Origin of the sequence: Rhizobium leguminosarum, assembly GCF_002953715.1 — a bacterium.
GTDB classification, from domain to species: Bacteria; Pseudomonadota; Alphaproteobacteria; order Rhizobiales; family Rhizobiaceae; genus Rhizobium; species Rhizobium leguminosarum_V.
The window spans coordinates 854,887-873,489 of sequence record NZ_CP025013.1; the positions used below are offsets into that span (position 1 = coordinate 854,887).

Below are 18,603 nucleotides of genomic sequence, written 5' to 3' on the forward strand. Positions count from 1 at the left end.
CAGCCCCAGTCTGCTTTGCTGTATCAGGCTTCAAGCCAGACATATTCCGCGAAAGCGTATCCCATCTGGCCGCCTAGCGGGTTGGCTTCCAGGCCCTTGAGCTTGGCGGCCGTGGCATCGACGTTCGAGATATAGGCCGGAATGATTGTACCAGCTTCCTGGGCGACCATGCCCTGCATCTCGTTATAGATCGTCTTGCGCTTGTCTTGATCGAGAGAGCCGCGCGCCTCGATCAGCATCTTGTCGAACTTCTCCGACTTGTAGTGGCTTTCGTTCCACGGAGCGTCCGAGGTGTAGAGCAGGGAGAAGAGGATATCAGGGGTCGGACGCGGGTTGATATTGCCGAAGTGAATCGGCGCCTTGAGCCAGTAATTGTCCCAATAACCATCAGATGGCACTCGCTGCACGTCGAGCTTCATGCCGATTTCGGCGCCGGCCGCCTGGATGATCATGGCCATGTCGATCGACGAGCTCGCCGCATCGGAAGCGATGATCGGGATGGATTGGCCAAGCACGCCGGCCTTGTCGAAGTGGAACTTCGCCTTCTCAGGATCAAAGGCTCGCGCTTTCAGCTCTGCGTCATGATAGAAGTTCGCCGGTGAAACGGGTTGATCGTTGCCGACTTCACCGAGACCGCGCAGCGCCGATTTGACGATCTGTTCGCGGTTGACGAGATACTTCATGCCCTCGATGAAGTCCCGCTTATTGCCGGGCTCCATATCCAGTCGTATGTTGAGATTGGTATAGTTGCCGGACGTCGTCTTGGACAAGGTGAAGCCGTCGCCCTGGGCCTCGACGAGGCGCATAGAGCGCGGATTGATCGTGGCTGCGAGATGGATGTCGCCCGCAAGCAGTGCGTTGACGCGGGCATTATCGTCGCTGATCGCGAAATATTCGAAGGAATCGACATTCGGGCCGGATTTCCAGTAATTCTTGTTCTTGATCCCGACAGACCGGACGCCCGGCTCGAAGACTTCCTTGACGAAAGCGCCGGTGCCGTTGGCTTTGGTGAAATCGGTCGTGCCGTCGGAAACGATCATGAAGTGATGCATCGATAGAATGGTCGGCAGGTCGGCATTCGGGCTGGCGAGCGTGATCTCGACGGTCTGTTTGTCCACGACCTTGAAGCCGGTCATCTGGGCGGCGATCTTGGCGACCTTCGAGCCGACGGATGGGTCGAGATGGCGCTTCAGCGAGAAAACCACGTCATCGGCGGTCAGCGGCTTGCCGTCATGGAAGGTGACGCCGCTCTTCAGCTTGACCGTCCAGGTCTTCGCATCCTTTGACTCGATTGCGTCGGCAAGCTCCATCTGCGGCGTGCCTGATTTGTCGAGGAAGGTGAGGCGGTTATAGAAGGAACAGCACCGGACATAGTCGGTGGAGAGCGACGCCTTGGCGGGGTCGAGCGTATCGGCCGTGGATGACGACCAGCCGGCCGCCTTGAGCGAGCCGCCGGAAACGGGCGTGGCGGCGAGCGCCTTGCCGGCGCGGCCAAGCACGAGCCCGCCGGCTGACAGGGCCACGCCGCCCGCAAGCATCATATGCAGCAATTCGCGACGAGTGGCGCCACGACGGATGGCGCTTTCGACCATGGCGTCGTCGGATCTGGTCCAATTGGTAATCTTGTCGTTCATCTCATTCCCCTTTTCTTGTGTGGCGGGCTGCCCGTTCCGGGCAGGCCCGATCTGCTTTCAAAGTCAGGCGCGCGCGGCGGCCACGGCATCGGCAAGGCCGGCCATGGAGGTGAAATGGTAATCGGGTTTGGTGAACTCGGCCGGTTCGATCGTGCCGCCGTAACCCTTCTCGGCATGTCGCCGCTCGATCCAGCAATTGGTCAGCCCGAGTTTCCGGGAAATCCCGATGTCGTGGTACTGGCTCTGGGCGACATGCAGGATGTCGTCCTTTGAATGTCCTTCCGAGGCGACGTAGTCGAATACCGTCTCGAAGAATGCGGGATCGGGTTTCTCGGTCCCGGTATCATCCGCGGTGAAGGCGGCATAAAACGGATTGCCGAGTTCCTTCTCGAAGAAATCGAATGCCCAGCGGCGGGCGTTGGTCATCGCAACGAGACGGTAATCCTTCGCAAGACTTGCCAGCGCTGCGGCGCTGTCTGCAAAACCCTTCCAGCCCTTGGCCGAATCCCGCAGCCGTTCGCCATATTTTTGATCGGCGGGCAGGCCGAGCTTCGGCGCGATCGAGAGGTAGACGCGCACGAGGTCGTCGGGGAAGAGGTCGGCATCCTCGGAGTAGCGGGCTGCACGGTAAAGGCTAAGCGCCTGCTCGCCGTCGATTTCAGTCCCCGCCTCGGTCGAGATCTCGGCGAGGCAGGTCTTGAGGCCGCCTTCGAAGTCGATGAGCGTGCCGACGACGTCGAAGGTCAGGTATTTGAATTCCGGAAGGCTTTTGCTCACGTGAATTCCCCAGTGTTCGGCTCCGATGGGAGCTCGGCTTCTCGAAGAAGAAAATTCTGTTCCGCTGGCGGGGTCTTTGTCCCGCTCTTGTATGGAAGGCCGGCTTCTGCCGCGGCCTTTCGTTGATTTCAGTGTGTCACCTGCACGGCACCGGATTCGCCGAATAGGCATCATGAGGCGGCACAAAATACCGAATCTGACCGTTTCGCGATATTCTCAGGCCTGCAGCGCCCGACGCACATCCGGGTCCTCCAGCGTCTCGTCCAGCGTGATGCGGGTGCGCTCGACGATCGCGTCTATCTCCGTTTCGGTGCAGCAGAGCGGCGGAGCATAGCCAAGCACACCATTGCCGAAGGCGCGGATGACGAGGCCATTCTCCCAGGCGCGATCGAAGATGCGGCGGGAGGGTTCGGCGGATGCTGGCAACGGCGTCTTGTTCACCTTGTCGACCACGAGTTCGACGGCGGCCAGCATGCCGCGGCCGCGGACATCGCCGACGAGCGGATGATCTCTCAGCGACTCCAGGCCCTGCATAAGCCGCGCACCGGCCCTGACGCCGTTTTCGAGAAGGCCGTTTTCATAAAGCTTCAGGACTTCCAGGCCGACCGCGGCGCTGACGGGATGGGCCGAATAGGTATAGCCATGGCCGACGGCGGCAGCACCCGCGCCCTCTGCGATCGTTTCATAGACATGATCGGCCATGAAGACGGCGCCCATGGGGACGTAGCCCGAGGTGAGACCCTTGGCGGTCGTCATGAAATCGGGGACGATCTCATCCTCGCTGCAGGCAAAAAGCGGGCCGGTGCGGCCAAAGCCGGTGATCACTTCGTCCGCCACGAAAAGGATGTCGTGTGCGCGGCAGAATTCGCGCATGGCTTTCATCCAGCCTTTCGGCGGCACCAGAACGCCGCCCGAGCCCTGGATCGGCTCGACGTAGAAAGCGGCAACACGTTCCGGCCCGATCGCCTCGACCTTGCTTTTCAGCGCCGCAAGCGAGGCGTCGATGATCGCCTGCGGATTGTCGCCCGCCGGGTTGCGATAGGCGTAATGAGACGGAATTTTATGCTGCCAGTCGAAGGGAAGACCGAAGCCGGCATGGAAGGCAGGCAGCGCGGTCAAACCCGCGCCGACTGTCGAGGAGCCGTGATAGCCCTGTTCGACCGAGATGAATTGATCGCGCTCAGGCTGTCCTCGGGCATTCCAGTAGTAGCGGATGAAGCGGACCGTGCTGTCCACCGCATCGGAACCACCGAGGGTGAAATAGATATGGTTGAGATCGCCCGGCGCGCGGTCGGCGAGTTCGCCGGCAAGCCGGATCGCGGGCTCGGAGCCGAGGCCGAAATAGGCCGTCGCATAGGGAAGCTCGCGCATCTGCCGGGCCGCCGCCTCGACGATGCTCTCGTGGCCGTAACCGGCATTGACGCACCAGAGGCCGGCGAAGCCGTCGATCAGCTGCTTGCCGGAGGCGTCGGTGACCGTCGCGCCCTTGGCCGAGGCCAGCACGCGCACGCCAAGCTTTTCGTGGCCGCGGTAGGAGGCAACCGGATGAATGAGGTGGGCGCGATCGAGTTCGATGAGGGAATTGCTGTACATGGAGATCTCCGGATCAGCCGAGCGCCTGGCTGGCGAGGGCAAAGGTGGTGGCAGTCGGATCGGCGGCGTTGTTGGCCAACGGCTTTCTCATCGTGATGCCGCCGCCGACATGGGCGAGCCCGTGTTCGGCGAGCCATCGGGAAAGCCCGGTTTCGGCCGTGGTGTCGACCCTGAGGAACTGCCCGGGTCGCCTGGCGATGAAATGTTCGATGAGTTTCCTGGCCTCGCCGAGGTCGGCGGCCACCACGGGTCCGATCACGTCGCCGCGGCCGAAGGGACGCAGGCAAGCGAACCCGGAAACGCGGCCGTCGCGGCGAATGACGGCGAATTCGCCGATCCCGGCGAGATAAGAGAGCAGCCCTTCGCGGTCGGCGCCGAAGGCAAGGCGGTCGAGTGCCGCGATAGCAGGGAGGTCAGCGTCGGTAGCGGCTTCCGTTTCCGCCGGCGCGGCGATTTCTCCGGCAAGGCCCTGGTGCTGCAGCACGGTTCCCGTCTCGTGGAAGCCAAGCTTTTGGTAGAGCGGCAGACCTGCCGTCGTCGCCACCAGCCTCAGCGGCCGGTCTCCCGCGGCCAGCAATGCGGCGTCCATGAGTTTTCGGCCGAGACCCCTGCCGCGCATCGTCTCGTCGACGATGACCATATTGATCGTTGCACAATCGCCCTTGTACGGCGTGACGAGGACGGTGCCGACGACTCTGCCATCCTCGACCGCAACCATCCCGTCGCTCAAGGCGAGCGCCAGCTGCCAGTCTTCCGTCCGGTGCGGCCAGCCCGCCTGTCTTGAGAGCGCGACGGCGGCTTCCAAATGGTCGGGGCCGAACGGGACGATTTCGATCTGACTTGCTTGCATGGGGGCGTCCTTCATATCGTACCCGCCAGTCTGCCGGAGCGCCGGCGGGCAGATCGTCTGAAGGCCATGGTTCAAGCAGTATCTTATGGCGTTGCTGTCATGGGCGCCGCATCTTATGCTAGAACCGATCGATATTCATCGGATCCAGGCCCTGTCAGTGCATCATCGACAGCGCTGCCGTAAAGAAATCCTCGCCTCCGAAGTTTCCTGATTTCAACGCCAGAAGCATATCGCCCTGCGCATTGCCGACCGTGCGCAGCACCGGCACACCGGGCGCAATCTCCGGGCCGATCAGAAATGCCGGAATGGCGAGCCTGTCGACCGCCGCTCCTGAGGTTTCGCCGCCTGCGACCACAAGGCGGCGCACGCCTCTCTCCACCAGTTCGGCGGTGATGATCGAGGTCGCGGTCTCGATCGCATGGCCGGAGGCCTCTCGTCCATGGAGCGATTGCAGGCGGGAGACGGTTTCAGGCGCAGCACTCGCGGCGATGACGACGGGGCCGGCGGAGATGCGGTCTCCGGCCCAGGAAATCGCCGCGGCGATCTCATCGGGACCGGCAAGCAGCCTTTCCGGGTCAAGCCGCAGGACGGGCATCGACCGTTCGGCGATGTCGAGTTGGTGGAGCGTCGCCTTGGAGCAACTGCCGGCAACGATCGCTGAAAGCCCGCCCACCGGGCGAATGGTGTCCGCCGTCGTTGCACCGCCGGAGGAAATCCGGCCGGAGCGGACGAGCGCGCGGGCAAGGCCGAGGCCGAGGCCGGACGCACCGGTGGACACTGGCGTTTCCAACGCGACCTCGCCGAGCGTTTCAAGATCCCGTTCGAAAATTGCATCGGCGATAACAGCAGTGATGCCTGCCGTGCGCAGGGCCTCGAGCCTCGCCTTGACGGCGCCGGGTCCGGCCGCGATGACTGTGAGATCGATCAGCCCGACAGCGTTGCTCGATTGTCGGGTGAGAACCCGCACGAGATTGGCGTCGTGCATCGGATTGAGGGGGTGGTCTTTGAGCGGGCTTTCGTTCAGCGGCTGTCCGCCGACGAAGAGATGGCCTAGATAGACGGTGCGTCCCGTTTCCGGAAAGGCTGGTGTCACCAGCACGACGCCGCCGCCGGCCGCCTCGCTCAAGGCCTCGGTGACCGGACCGATATTGCCGGCATCGGTGGAATCGAAGGTCGAGCAGATCTTGTAAAGCACATGGCCGGCGCCCCGTTGGCGCAGCCATCGCTCAGCGCTCGCCGCAGCCGCGACGGCGTCCGAGGCCGGGACGGAGCGGATCTTCAGGGAGACGACGACGGCGTCAACATCCGGCAGCGCCAGCGACGGATCAGGGATGCCGACCGTCTGTACCGTGCGCAGACCGTTCTTCGTCAGCGTGTTGGCGAGGTCGGACGCGCCCGTATAGTCGTCAGCGATTGATCCAAGCAAAATAGCCATCGTCTAGCTCCGTGCAAAAGGCTTGAACCAGCCAAGACCGTCCAATGTGTGGCCGCGCGGGATGTATTCGCAGCCGATGAAACCGTCATAACCCAGGCGGTCGATTTCGCCGAACAGATAGGCATAGTTCAACTCCTCCCCGTCCGGTTCGTTGCGTGACGGCACGCTGGCGATCTGGATATGGCCGGTGATCGACAGCAGACGTCGCAACGCCATGGCGACGTCGCCATGGATGATCTGACGGTGATAAATGTCGAACTGGAGCTTCAGGTTCGGCAGGCCGCATTCGGCAATCAGCCGCTCGGCGGCGCCGAAGTCGTTGAGGAAATATCCCGGCATGTTGCGCCCGTTGATCGGCTCGAGCAGGAGATCAATGCCTTTTTCCGCAAGCCGCCCGGCAGCATAGGTGACGGAGCGCCGGTAACAGGAGGCGGCGTCTTCGTCATGACGGTCGGCGATGCCTGCCATCAGGTGCAACCGTCTGACGCCCGTCGCCGCCGCATAATCCAGTGCCCGCTCGACATCCGCTTTCAGCGCATCGAACCGTCCAGGGAGGGCCGCGATGCCACGTTCGCCTGCTGCCCAGTCACCCGGCGGCAGGTTGAACAAGGCCTGCTGCAGATTGTTGCGGGCAAGCCGGTCGGCGATTGCCTCCGGTGTGGCTTCGTAGGGAAAGAGGTATTCGACGGCGGCAAAGCCGGCATCGGCTGCGGCGTCGAAGCGGTCGAGGAACGCCCATTCGTTGAACATCATCGTCAGGTTGGCGGCGAAAACCGGCATGTCTAGCGTTCCTTTTACAGGCTCTGCGACTCTTTGGTGGTGCTGGGCAATTCAGCGCCGGAAAGCTTGGCATAGAGCCGTGCGAGCGAGGAATCGTCGTCACGGCCCATGCCCGCCCCGGAGGCGGCCAGATACATCTGCAAGGCGGCTGCCGCCAGCGGTACGGGATAACGCTCGGAGCGGGCCATGTCCTGGACGATACCGAGATCCTTGACGAAAATCTCGATGCTGCTGAGCGGAGTATAGTCTCCGGCCAGCACGTGCGGCACGCGATTTTCGAACATCCAGGAATTGCCGGCCGAAGCGGTGATCACCTCATAGACTTTGTCGAGGTCGAGGCCCTGCTTGGCGGCAAAGGTTATGGCCTCACAGGCGGCCGCGATGTGCACGCCGGCGAGAAGCTGGTTGATCATCTTGAAGGCCGCGCCTTTTCCGGCCTCGTCGCCGAGCTCGTAGACCTTGGCGGCCATGGCGTCGAGACCCGGGCGCGCCGTATCGAAGGCCTGTCTGGAACCGGATGCCATGATCGTCAGTTCGCCACGCGCCGCCTTGGCCGCGCCGCCCGAAATCGGCGCGTCGAGATAATGCAGGCCGAGAGCCTCCGTCCGCTGTGCCAGATCGCGCGCGACGGCGGGATCCATGGTGGCCGACGAGATGAAGACGGCGCCGGGCTTCATCGCACGTGCGACGCTTTCGGCCCCGAACAGCACGGCCTCGGTCTGCGCGCCGTTGACGACCACGGAGACGACGATGTCGGCGTCCTTTGCCGCAGCGGCAGGGGTCGCCGCGCCACGTCCGCCATCGGCGACGAAGCGGTCCACTGCCGCCGGCGTGATGTCATATCCAACGACGTCGAGACCTGCGCGCTTCATCGACTGGGCCATTCCAAGCCCCATGGAACCAAGACCGATGACGGCGGCGACAACGGCCGAGCCCGAGTTTTCAGCAAGCGGTGGCATGAGGAGGTTCTCCAGTCTTGTGAGGAAGTGTCTGCGCCCCTCCGGGTGCCATCCCGGAGGGGCTGTTTTTCAGCGATTGACGCTTTTCGCAGGAACCGTCAACACGGCCAGCGAACCAATGACCAGCGCAGCCGCCAGCAGATACATGCCGGCGCTGTTGGTGCCGGTGAAGTCTTTGAGATAGCCTACCAGAAACGGCCCGAGAAACCCGGCGAGATTGCCGACCGAATTGATCCAGGCAATGCCGGCCGCAGCGCCGGTGCCGGCGAGAAAAGCCGTCGGAAGCGACCAGAACAGCGGCGCGCAACTGATGGCGCCGGCAGCAGCCAGCGAGAGGCAGACAATCGAGACGGTCGTGCTCGTCGCCATCGTCGCCGCGACGAAACCACCGGCGGCGATGAGGGCCGGGACGACGAGGTGCCAGCGGCGTTCGCCCAGCCTGTCGGCGGAACGTCCGAGCGCCAGCATGGCAACGAATGTGCAGATATAGGGGATCGCGGAAATCAGGCCGATATTGAGGTTTCCGCTGACGCCCGAGGCCTTGACGATGGTCGGCATCCAGAAATTCAGGCCATATTGCCCAAGCACGAAGCAGAAATAGATCAGGCACATCAGCCAGACGCGACGGTCGGTCAGCGTTGCGCCGATGCTGTGCGGGCTTGCCGTCTTGGCCCGGTTCTCCGCCTCGATATTGGCCGTCAGCACGCCCTTTTCCTCATCGTTCAGCCATTTCGCGCCCTGGATCGTATCATCAAGGTAGAAGAACGTCGCAACGCCGAAAAGAATGGCTGGAATGGCTTCGATCAGGAACATCCACTGCCAGCCGGAAAGTCCGTGCGTACCGTGAAAACCGTCCATCAGCAGACCCGAAAGCGGATTGCCGAAAATGGCGGATATCGGGATCGCCGACATGAAGGTAGTGATGATCCTGGCGCGGCGATGGGCCGGATACCACGCGGTCAGATAGAGAATGATGCCGGGGAAAAATCCGGCTTCGGCAACGCCCAGCAGGAAACGCAGAACATAGAAGACGGTTTCCGACGAGGTGAACATGAAGGCGGCGGAAATGATGCCCCAGGTGAGCATGATGCGGGCGATCCAAACCCGCGCGCCAACCTTGTTCATGATGATGTTGCTCGGCACTTCAAACAGAAAATAACCGATGAAGAAAATGCCGGCGCCGATGCCGTAGGCGGCTTCCGAGAGGCCGAGTTCGCTCGACATCTGCAGCTTGGCGAAGCCGACATTGACGCGGTCGAGATAGGCGACCACATAGCACAGCATCAAAAAGGGTACGATGCGCCAGAATACCTTGCCATAGGCACGGTCTTCGAGCGTCTGGGCGGGATGTGCGCCAACGACTGGCGCCTGCGTCTGCAGCGTCATGATTTTCTCCTCCGATTGTTGCCGCGGTCTCCTGTCGATCCTCCCGCGGCACGCCGAGCCACTCGTTGGCAGCGCTGCCATTTTCATTAATCCATTTTGGCAGCGCTGCCAACACCAAATTGGTAGCGCTGCCAAAAAAACCTTGCTTCTTGGCGAGAGCGGTGAAAAATGGTGGCAACGCGGTGGTCATCGGGCGGGCAGGCCGGGCAACCGCCTCAACAGTCGGGTTCAGACGTCACGATGGAATTCAAACATCAACCGACGGTAACGCTTGCCGAGGTCGCGGAAGCAGCCGGTGTCGGCGAGAGCACGGTGTCGCGCGTGCTGCGCAACCACGGTTCGTTTTCCGCCAAGACGCGCGAGCGAGTGATGGCCGCCGTCGAGCGGCTGGGCTATGTGCCGAACCGGATCGCGGGAACGCTGGCCTCCACCGGTTCGCGTCTTGTCGCCTTCGTCATTCCCTCGCTGTCCAACATCGTCTTTCCCGATGTGCTGCGCGGTGCCAGCGCCGTTCTGGAGGAAAACCGGTATCAAGCGGTATTCTCCGTGACCGATTATGATCCGGGCAAGGAGGAAGCGCTCGCCGCCGCGATGCTTGCCTGGCGGCCGGCGGCGGTCATGCTGGCGGGATACGAGCATACCGAGGGCACGGTGAAGATGCTGCGCGCCAGCGGGTGTCGGATCGTCGAACTGCTCGATCTCGACGGTGATGCTCTCGATATCGCGGTCGGCTTCTCGAACCGCGCGGCCGGGCGGGAGAGCGCTGCCTTCCTGCTCAAACGGGGTTATCGCCGGATCGGCTATGTCGGTCACGACCTGAACCGCGATACCCGTGCCGGCAAGCGGTTTTCCAGCTTTTGCGAAACGCTCGATGCGCATGACGCTCCGCTCGTCGCTCGCGAAATTCTCCCAGGCGCCTCGTCCGTGGAAAATGGCAGGTTGGGGCTGAAGCGGCTGCTTGCCCGGACGAGCGATCTCGATGCGGTTTATTTCTCCAACGACGACATGGCGCTGGGCGGCTATTTTCACTGTCTGGCCGAGGGGATCGCGATCCCCTCGAAGCTCGCCATTTTCGGCTATAACGGCCTCGATATCGGCCGGGCAATACCGCAACCCTTGTCGACCATCCGAACGCCGCGCGTGGCGACGGGGCAGATAGCCGCGCAGCTGGTCGTCGCTAATGCGCCGCCGCAGGCCGTCGATCTCGGCTTTGAATTGATCGAAGGGGCAACCGCCTAATATTGGAGGAACTGTCATGTCCGACGCGCGCCTGCGTGAGGAAATCTGCCGATACGGCCGCTCGCTGTTCGAGCGCGGGCTGACGCCCGGTTCGTCGGGCAACATATCGTTGCGGCTGGAGGATGGCGGCTGGCTGGTCACGCCGACCAACGCCTCGCTCGGCTTTCTCGACCCGGCGCGGATCTCCAGACTCGATGCCGAAGGCCGGCTCCTGTCCGGCGACAAGCCGACCAAGGAAATTCCGCTGCACACTGCCCTTTACGATACGCGCGGCAGCGCCCGCGCCATCGTCCATCTTCACTCCACCCACGCGGTGGCACTGACCATGCTGCCGGAGATCGATCCGCGCGCCGCCCTGCCGCCGATGACGCCATATTATCTCATGCGGGCCGGCGAAACCGCGCTGGTGCCCTATTATCGTCCGGGCGATCCGGCGGTGGCCGATGCCATCCGCGGGCTGGCGGGCAAGTATTCGTCGGTGCTCCTGGCCAATCACGGACCTGTTGTCGCCGGCGTCAGCCTGGAGGCGGCGGTCTTTGCGACCGAGGAACTGGAGGAAACGGCGAAGCTCTATCTGCTGTTGCGCAACCTCAATCCCCGTTTCCTCAGTCCGGCGCAGGTGGCCGATCTCGTCAACACCTTCGGCCTCGACCTTCCGTCGCATCGCGATCACGATCACGACGGCGATTGAAGGTGTCACTCCGCCGGCCGTTGACTGCGGGCAAGCGCGCAACCTTCTGCCAAACCCCGCTTTCGATACGATAGATTCTGCTTCCGATGCCGCCAATTCAGGCGAGCTGTGGGTGAAGCGGTGCCTATGATTGTGACACGTCCCCAGTTCCGATCGTTCAAGGATACCCAGATGACGACGTTCCGTCCGAAATACATCACCTTCGACTGCTACGGCACGCTGACCAACTTTCAAATGGCGGAAGCGGCGCGCGACCTCTATGGCGAAGAGCTCGACGAGCGGCGCATGGCGGAGTTCATCAAGAATTTTGCCGCCTATCGGCTCGACGAGATCCTGGGTGACTGGAAACCCTATGCCGAGGTGGTGCACAATTCGCTCGAGCGGACATGCAAGCGCAACGGCGTGACATTTCGCGACGAAGCCGCCCGAATGATCTATGAGCGGGTTCCGACCTGGGGGCCGCATTCGGATGTTCCCGCCGGTCTCGCCAAGGTCGCCAAGGAAATCCCGTTGGTCATCCTCTCCAACGCCATGAATTCGCAGATCATGTCGAACGTCGAAAAACTGGGCGCACCCTTCCATGCGGTCTATACCGCCGAGCAGGCGCAGTCCTATAAGCCGCGCTTCAGGGGCTTTGAATACATGCTCGATATGCTGGGCTGCGGGCCGGAAGACGTGCTGCATTGCTCATCCTCCTTCCGCTATGACCTGATGTCGGCCCACGATCTCGGCATCAAGAACAAGGTTTGGGTCAATCGTGGCCACGAGCCGGCCAACCCTTATTACGGTTATGTCGAAATTCCTGACATCTCGGGCCTGCCTGGCGTCGTCGGGCTCTGACGGAGACACGCGGATGCAGTTCGAATCCTACTGGCACGACACGGCTCCAGCCTTTGCCGGCGGCACCCAAGGCCCCGTCGAAGGACATTACGACGTCGCCGTCATCGGCACCGGCTTCACCGGGCTTGCCGCGGCGCGCCAGCTTGCAAAGGCCGGCGTCAAGGTCGTGGTGCTGGAGGCCGAACGGGTCGGCTGGGGAGCGTCGGGACGCAATGGCGGCCACCTCAACAATGGGCTCGCCCACAGTTTCCTCTCCGCCAAATCCGCACTCGGCGTGGAGAGGGCCGTCGCCCTCTACAAGGCGTTCGACGATTCCATCGATACGATCGAGGCGATCATTGCCGAAGAGGGAATCGACTGCAATTTCCGCCGCGCCGGCAAGCTGAAGCTTGCTTCCAAGCCGCAGCATTTCGATGCCATTGCCCGCAATTTCGAGGCTGTTCACAGAGAAGTCGATCCGGACACGGCACTTCTGACGGCGAGTGACCTGAAAAGCGAGGTCGGGTCGCCCTTCCATGGCGCCATGTTATCCAAGAAGAGCGCGATGATGCATATGGGCCGCTATGTCGCCGGGCTCGCCACTGCTGCCGCCCGCCACGGCGCCGTCATCTTCGAAAAGGCGGCAGTAACCGCGCATCGGCAGGGCAACGGTCGCCACAGCCTGACGACCGCACGAGGCACTGTCACCGCGGACCACGTGCTGGTCGCGACAGGCGCCTATACGCCCTCGCTCTTTAATTATTTCCGCCGCCGGATCATTTCCGTCGGCAGCTTTCTGATCGCCACCCGTCCGCTGACCGACGCCGAAATCGCCGATACGATGCCGGGTAACCGCACCTGCGTCACGTCGATGAACATCGGCAACTATTTCCGGCTGTCGCCCGACAAGCGGCTGATCTTCGGCGGTCGCGCCCGGTTTTCCGCCACGTCGGATCAGCGCTCGGACGCAAGGAGCGGCGACATTCTGCGCGCCAGCCTGGCCGAAATCTTCCCGCAGCTTGCCGGTGTCGAGATCGACTATTGCTGGGGCGGGCTTGTCGACATGACCAAGGACCGCTATCCGCGCGCCGGCTATGTCGATGGTGTCTGGTATGCCATGGGCTATTCCGGCCACGGCGCCCAGCTCTCCACCCATCTCGGCATGATCATCGCCGACGCCATCCTGGGGAAGGCCGACCGTAACCCGATCAAGGGGCTCGACTGGCCGGCCGTCCCCGGCCACTTCGGCAAACCGTGGTTCCTGCCGCTGGTCGGGCTTTACTACAAGACGCTCGACCGCTTCCAGTAGGCCTGATCGATCCAAAGCTGCGGGGCGACAGCTGTGTCTGCGAAACCGTGAACAACCTATCGCCAATCCTTAACCGGGGGATTGGGCGTAAACCCTATAGCTACACCACGCTCCCCGCAGCAGGAGATTGCCTCTTGTGCAAGGATTCGGAGGCAATGCCTGCCAGTTCGCGGATGAAGAAGTCGAGGATGGTCGAGGGTTTTTCTGCGGAGCGCGTGGCTATGACGAATGTGGAGTGAATTCGAGTTTCGTCCGGCATAAGTGGCCGGAAGGAACCCTTCTGAACCCAGTCGCGTGCATAGTGGTCCGGCAAGTAACCGAGATAGTGTCCCGACATGATGAACATGGCTTGGGCCTCCATATTGGAGGCTGCAGAGCGAGCTCGTGCCTGCGGAAAGAATTGCAATTCACGCATGTTGGCGTATGGCCGCACAACGAAATCGAAAGATTCGATGTGTTCTATCGTCAACCCGGCCTCCACTTGCTTGAAGAGTGGGTGACCTCGAGCGCAGTAGAGTGAATGGATTTCCTCCCGAAATCGGGAGAGCTTCAGACCCTGATAGGGTTGCGTTTCCGGCAGAAGCGCGATGTCGAGTCCGCCGTTGGCGATTTCGGAAAGCAATGCATCCGGAGAGTCGATTGCCAGTTCAATGCGGGCTTCCGGGGCCCTCTCACTAATGCGAGCGATCACCCGGTGGATCGGCAGGTCGCTGTCAGTGATGGTGTTGTCGACCAGGCCAAGCCTCAGTGTGCCGGTGATCCGGTTTTTGAGCGTGCCAATGTCGCTCTCGAAGGCATTAAGAGCCAGAAAAAGCCCTTTCGATCGCTCGTGTACGATGACGCCACGATCCGTCAGCTCGAAACCTGAGCGGCCGCGTCGGCACAGCTTGAAACCCAAGCGATCTTCCAGAGCCTTGATATGGAAGCTGATGGCGGACTGGCTGACGCCGAGCGCGATTTGTGCGCCGAGAAAACTCTTATGCTCCACGACTGAGCGAAACACCGTCAAGGAGCGGAGGTCGGATTGAGCCAGTAGCATCTGCTTTCCTTACATTAATAATTCTGATGTAAACTCCATTAATTTCCTATTTTTCTGCGCTATTGTCCATGCTTTCCTCTTCGTCGGAGATCACGAAGCGATCCCGAAGAAACAGGGGAACGAGACTATGAAAGCCATTCGGAATTCGAAAATTCTTCTGGTGGGCGCCGTGCTTGCTATCGCCATGGCTGCGCCAGTCGCGCACGCGGCCGACCTGCTCGACAAAATCAAGGCCGCGAAGGTTTTCACCGTTGCCACCGAGGCACGTTTTGCGCCGTTCGAATTTGTCGAAGACGGGAAGATCGTTGGCTATTCCGCCGACATCATGGACGAAGTCATGAAAGAGCTGCCAGGAGTCGAGCTGAAGCGACTCGATCTGCCCTGGCAGGGTATCCTGCCTGGTCTTGCTGCTAGCCGCTTCGATTTCGTCGTCACCTCGGTCACGGTCACGCCGGAGCGAATGAAGGCTTATCATCTTTCTGTACCGATCGCGGATGCCACGATGGCTGTCCTAAAACGAAAGGGCGATGCCGAGATCGCCAAGCCGGAAGATATTGCCGGCAAACCAGTCGGTTCACAGGCGGGTTCCGCCCAACTCGCGGCGCTTGAGGCACTCGCGACGGAACTGAAAGCTGCCGGTAAGGGCGATGTAACCGTTTCAACCTATACCGACTTCTCCGAAGCCTATGCGGACCTTGCCGCGGGTCGCATCCACGCCGTCGTCAACTCATTGCCAAACCTGCTTGAAGCGGCGCGTCAGCGGCCGGATATCTTCGAAGTCGTGCTGCCCACCTTCGGACCGAAGACCTATTTCTCATGGGCCGGCCGCAACGACGCCGACAGCGCCTCGCTCAACGCGCTGATCGATGCGGAACTCCTCAAGCTCAACAAATCCGGCAAGCTTGCCGAACTGCAGAAAAAGTGGTTTGGCGCCCCGATGGAACTGCCGGAAGCGCTTCCCGCCACTGAGTGAAGGGTAAGGGGAGAACCGGTCATGGACAGGATACTGGCGGACGTCTGGCCGGCTCTTCTCAATGGTCTCTTCACCACGGTCACGGTCAGCTTTTCGGCGCTTCTGCTCGGCGGGCCGCTGGCTGTGCTGCTTGCAGCCGCCTCGCGCGGCGGTCGGCTGCCGCGTGCCGTAGCGGGGCTGTATGTCTCGTTCTGGCGTGGCACGCCGATTCTCGTCCAGCTTCTCGTCGTCTTCTATCTGCTGCCGTTTCTCGGCCTGGAACTGGAGCCACCAGTCGCCTCCACCTTGGCGCTGGCGCTTAACACCGCGGCTTTCCAATCGGAAATCTACCGTGCCGGGCTGCTGGCGGTGCCGAGAGGTGAGATTGAGGCGGCCAAAATGCTTGGCTTGACGGCGGCTCAAACCTTCTTGCGCATCGAGGTGCCGCAAGCTGTGCGCAAGATGCTGCCGGCGCTTGTCGGAGAAATGCAGGCGCTGGTGAAGAATTCGTCCCTGGTTTCAGTTATCGCGGTTATGGACGTCACCCGCAGGGCACAACAAGTCGCGGCTTCTACGTTCCGTCCGTTGGAGGCCTATGCCTCCGCTCTCCTGCTGTATGTGGGAATTGGCGCGGTTCTGGCCGGTATTGGTCTTCTGGTGGAGCGCCGCCTGACCCAAGGGGCCAGACAACGATGATCGGCTTTTTCAATGATCTTCCGTTTTATCTCTCCGGTCTTGCAACCACGGCCGCCGTTTCGGTTCTCGGAATTTGCATTGCCGTTCTGGTCGGCGTCTTGCTGGCATTGTCCCTTCGCAGCCGCTTGCGGTTCCTGTCCCTGACGGTCAGGGTCTATGTCGAATTCGCCCGTGGCGCACCTCTGGCACTGGTGCTCTTCCTTCTATACTACGGCGGCCCGCAATTCGGTTTGGTGCTCAGTCCCTATGTCACCGGCATTGTCGGTCTCGGTCTTTATGGCGCGGGGCCCTTCGCGGAAATTTTCCGGGCTGGGCTCGATGCGGTGCCGAAGGGCGAATGCGAGGCGGCCGCTATGCTCGGCCTCACACCCGGCCAGGCGCTCCTGCATGTGGAACTGCCGCAGGCGATAAAATTGACGCTTCCGCCCTCCGTCGGGCAGGCGATCAATCTGGTGAAGGAATCTGCTGTTCTGTCCGTCATCACACTCGGTGAACTGACAAAGGTTGCAGGAACAATCAGTTCCATCAGTTTCGCGGTCGTCACTCCCTACCTCACCGTCGCTCTGCTTTATTGGGCGCTCGTCGAAACCATTGCGCGGCTCGGCTTAAACGCAGAGCGCCGCCTTGCAGCGAAAGGCTCCTGACATGACGGCAAGACCGGCGGCGATATCGGTTCGCGGACTTGAGAAACGCTTCGGCGAAAAAACGGTACTGAACGGTATCGATCTTGATATTCATGCCGGCGATGTCGCTTGCATCATCGGTCCCTCCGGCTCGGGCAAGAGCACGCTCCTGCGTTCCATCGCCTTTCTTGATCCTTACGACGCCGGCGAGGTGAATGTGTTCGGCCGGATGATGGGCTGGCGGGAAACGCCCCTGGCGCGCGAACGTGCCGGCGCGAAGGAGCTAGCCGACGTCCGACGTCCACTTGGCATGGTATTCCAGCATTTCCATCTCTGGCCGCATATGAACGTGCTCGACAACGTGACACTTGCGCTCCGGCTCGTCCACCGCGTCCCTCGCGCCGAGGCAGAAGAAACCGGACATGCGGCGCTAGCCAAGGTGGGGCTCGCAGCTTTCGCCGACCGTCGTCCCGAAAGTCTTTCCGGTGGGCAGAAGCAGCGCGTGGCAATCGCCCGAGCGCTTGCCGTGAAACCGAAAGTGATGCTGTTCGACGAGCCGACCTCGGCGCTGGACCCGGAACTGGTGGGCGAGGTGCTCTCGGTCATGAGAGCGCTCGCTGCCGAAGGCATGACCATGCTCATCGTCACGCATGAAATGGGATTTGCCGCTCACGCGGCCAACCGCGTCGTCTTCATGGATGGCGGACGCATTGTTGAGGAAGGCTCGCCGCAAACGCTTTTCGCAGCGCCAAAGAGCGAGCGCCTTTCGCAATTCCTGCAAACCTGGCGCGAACGCGCATTTTGATATCTTGAAAGGAAGACCCATGGCTGCTCACGGTTACAACACCGGCCGGCTGAATCTACCATTCGTCGGCATTTCCACCTTCGCCAAGAGTCCCTATGTCGAGAACTGGGACGCGATCGACGCCGATGTCGCAATCCTCGGAGCGCCCTTCGACTTCGGTACGCAATGGCGCTCCGGCGCCCGCTTCGGGCCGCGCGGCATCCGGGAGGCTTCCACATTGTTTTCTTTCGGCCATGCCGGAGCCTACGATCACGAAGATGACGTCACCTATCTCGAAAATGTCAGGATCGTAGACATAGGCGACGCCGACATCGTGCACACCGACACGATGACGAGCCACGCGAATATCGAGTTCGGTGTTCGCAAGATCCTTGTGGCGGGGGCGCTCCCCGTCGTACTCGGCGGTGACCACTCCATCAACATTCCCTGTATCAATGCTTTCAGCGATCAGGAGCCCATTCATTTGGTGCAGTTCGATGCCCATCTCGATTTCGTCGATGAGCGTCACGGCGTCCGCTATGGTCACGGCAGCCCGATGCGCCGTGCCTCGGAAAAGCCGTGGGTTACAGGCATGACGCAACTCGGGATCCGCAACGTCTCCTCCACCGCTAAGGAAGGCTATGACTATGCCCGAGCGCATGGATCGGAAATCCTCTCCGTTCGGCAAATCCGCAAGCTCGGCGTGGAAAATGTGCTGGAGCGCATTCCTGCGGGAAAGCGCTATTATCTCTCCATCGACATCGATGGTTTCGATCCTTCAATCGCGCCTGGCACCGGCACGCCGAGCCACGGCGGCTTCATCTACTACGAGGTTCTGGAACTGATCGCAGGGTTAGCGAAGCGCGGCAAGATCGTCGGCATCGATCTGGTCGAAGTCGCGCCCGACTACGACCATACCGGCTCGACGGCTATCCTCGCCGCCCAGATTCTGCTCAATACCATCGGTCGCATCTTCGCGGTTAGCAGTTAAGCTCAGCAGTGAATGCCGCTTTGCGAAACTCCTGTCTTTTCCTGTG

Annotated in this window: 18 protein-coding genes; 9 read left to right on the top strand and 9 right to left on the bottom strand. The window is 61.5% G+C overall.

Annotated features, from left to right (window positions below; translation table 11 throughout):
* Positions 1-23: 23 nt before the first annotated feature.
* The 8 genes from CUJ84_RS28465 to CUJ84_RS28500 form a co-directional block, all read right to left on the bottom strand.
* Complete coding sequence (locus CUJ84_RS28465) at positions 24-1,634, bottom strand: ABC transporter substrate-binding protein (protein ID WP_105008967.1); 1,611 nt, start codon at positions 1,632-1,634, stop codon at positions 24-26.
* Positions 1,635-1,697: 63 nt separating this feature from the next.
* A complete protein-coding gene (locus CUJ84_RS28470) occupies positions 1,698-2,411 on the bottom strand; it encodes an HAD-IA family hydrolase (RefSeq protein WP_105008968.1) in 714 nt (237 codons plus the stop codon).
* Between the two features lie 216 nt (positions 2,412-2,627).
* Positions 2,628-4,004, bottom strand: a complete 1,377-nt coding sequence (locus CUJ84_RS28475) for an aspartate aminotransferase family protein (protein ID WP_033183367.1) — start codon at positions 4,002-4,004, stop codon at positions 2,628-2,630.
* A 13-nt stretch (positions 4,005-4,017) separates the two neighbouring features.
* On the bottom strand, positions 4,018-4,854 hold the full coding sequence (locus tag CUJ84_RS28480; protein WP_199788839.1) for a GNAT family N-acetyltransferase: 837 nt from the start codon (positions 4,852-4,854) through the stop codon (positions 4,018-4,020).
* A gap of 154 nt (positions 4,855-5,008) precedes the next feature.
* The gene (otnK, locus tag CUJ84_RS28485) at positions 5,009-6,289 is read right to left on the bottom strand and encodes a 3-oxo-tetronate kinase (protein ID WP_105008970.1); all 1,281 of its coding nucleotides are present in this window, start codon (positions 6,287-6,289) and stop codon (positions 5,009-5,011) included.
* Positions 6,290-6,292: 3 nt separating this feature from the next.
* Positions 6,293-7,069 (bottom strand): 2-oxo-tetronate isomerase, encoded by a 777-nt coding sequence (otnI, locus tag CUJ84_RS28490; RefSeq protein ID WP_105008971.1) that lies wholly within the window; start codon positions 7,067-7,069, stop codon positions 6,293-6,295.
* Between the two features lie 14 nt (positions 7,070-7,083).
* Complete coding sequence (ltnD, locus tag CUJ84_RS28495) at positions 7,084-8,028, bottom strand: L-threonate dehydrogenase (protein ID WP_105008972.1); 945 nt, start codon at positions 8,026-8,028, stop codon at positions 7,084-7,086.
* Positions 8,029-8,097: 69 nt separating this feature from the next.
* Positions 8,098-9,414: an MFS transporter gene (locus CUJ84_RS28500; protein WP_105008973.1), complete on the bottom strand. Its 1,317-nt coding sequence runs from the start codon at positions 9,412-9,414 to the stop codon at positions 8,098-8,100.
* A gap of 240 nt (positions 9,415-9,654) precedes the next feature.
* On the opposite strand from CUJ84_RS28500, the gene CUJ84_RS28505 reads away from it, so the two are divergent.
* The 4 genes from CUJ84_RS28505 to CUJ84_RS28520 all read left to right on the top strand — a co-directional run bounded on the left by CUJ84_RS28505 (position 9,655) and on the right by CUJ84_RS28520 (position 13,472).
* Positions 9,655-10,653, top strand: a complete 999-nt coding sequence (locus CUJ84_RS28505; RefSeq protein ID WP_105008974.1) for a LacI family DNA-binding transcriptional regulator — start codon at positions 9,655-9,657, stop codon at positions 10,651-10,653.
* Between the two features lie 16 nt (positions 10,654-10,669).
* Positions 10,670-11,344, top strand: coding sequence for an aldolase (locus tag CUJ84_RS28510; RefSeq protein WP_105008975.1), 675 nt, complete (start codon positions 10,670-10,672; stop codon positions 11,342-11,344).
* 171 nt (positions 11,345-11,515) lie between these two features.
* Positions 11,516-12,184 carry a haloacid dehalogenase type II gene (locus tag CUJ84_RS28515; RefSeq protein WP_105008976.1) on the top strand — a complete coding sequence of 223 codons (669 nt, stop codon included), beginning with the start codon at positions 11,516-11,518 and terminating at the stop codon, positions 12,182-12,184.
* 13 nt (positions 12,185-12,197) lie between these two features.
* Complete coding sequence (locus tag CUJ84_RS28520; RefSeq protein ID WP_105008977.1) at positions 12,198-13,472, top strand: NAD(P)/FAD-dependent oxidoreductase; 1,275 nt, start codon at positions 12,198-12,200, stop codon at positions 13,470-13,472.
* 100 nt (positions 13,473-13,572) lie between these two features.
* Here CUJ84_RS28520 and CUJ84_RS28525 read toward each other — a convergent pair whose 3' ends face one another.
* Positions 13,573-14,511 (bottom strand): LysR family transcriptional regulator, encoded by a 939-nt coding sequence (locus CUJ84_RS28525; protein WP_105008978.1) that lies wholly within the window; start codon positions 14,509-14,511, stop codon positions 13,573-13,575.
* A 127-nt stretch (positions 14,512-14,638) separates the two neighbouring features.
* Between CUJ84_RS28525 and CUJ84_RS28530 the strand changes: the two genes are divergently transcribed.
* The 5 genes from CUJ84_RS28530 to speB are packed head-to-tail and all read left to right on the top strand — an operon-like array spanning position 14,639 to position 18,557.
* The gene (locus CUJ84_RS28530; RefSeq protein WP_105008979.1) at positions 14,639-15,484 is read left to right on the top strand and encodes a transporter substrate-binding domain-containing protein; all 846 of its coding nucleotides are present in this window, start codon (positions 14,639-14,641) and stop codon (positions 15,482-15,484) included.
* Between the two features lie 21 nt (positions 15,485-15,505).
* Positions 15,506-16,159: an amino acid ABC transporter permease gene (locus CUJ84_RS28535; RefSeq protein ID WP_105008980.1), complete on the top strand. Its 654-nt coding sequence runs from the start codon at positions 15,506-15,508 to the stop codon at positions 16,157-16,159.
* A complete protein-coding gene (locus CUJ84_RS28540) occupies positions 16,156-16,803 on the top strand; it encodes an amino acid ABC transporter permease (RefSeq protein WP_105008981.1) in 648 nt (215 codons plus the stop codon). The genes CUJ84_RS28535 and CUJ84_RS28540 overlap by 4 nt, the downstream gene beginning before the upstream one ends.
* 1 nt (position 16,804) lies before the next feature.
* Positions 16,805-17,587, top strand: a complete 783-nt coding sequence (locus CUJ84_RS28545) for an amino acid ABC transporter ATP-binding protein (protein ID WP_105008982.1) — start codon at positions 16,805-16,807, stop codon at positions 17,585-17,587.
* Positions 17,588-17,606: 19 nt separating this feature from the next.
* Positions 17,607-18,557, top strand: coding sequence for an agmatinase (gene speB, locus CUJ84_RS28550; protein WP_105008983.1), 951 nt, complete (start codon positions 17,607-17,609; stop codon positions 18,555-18,557).
* The last annotated feature ends 46 nt before the right edge of the window (positions 18,558-18,603 follow it).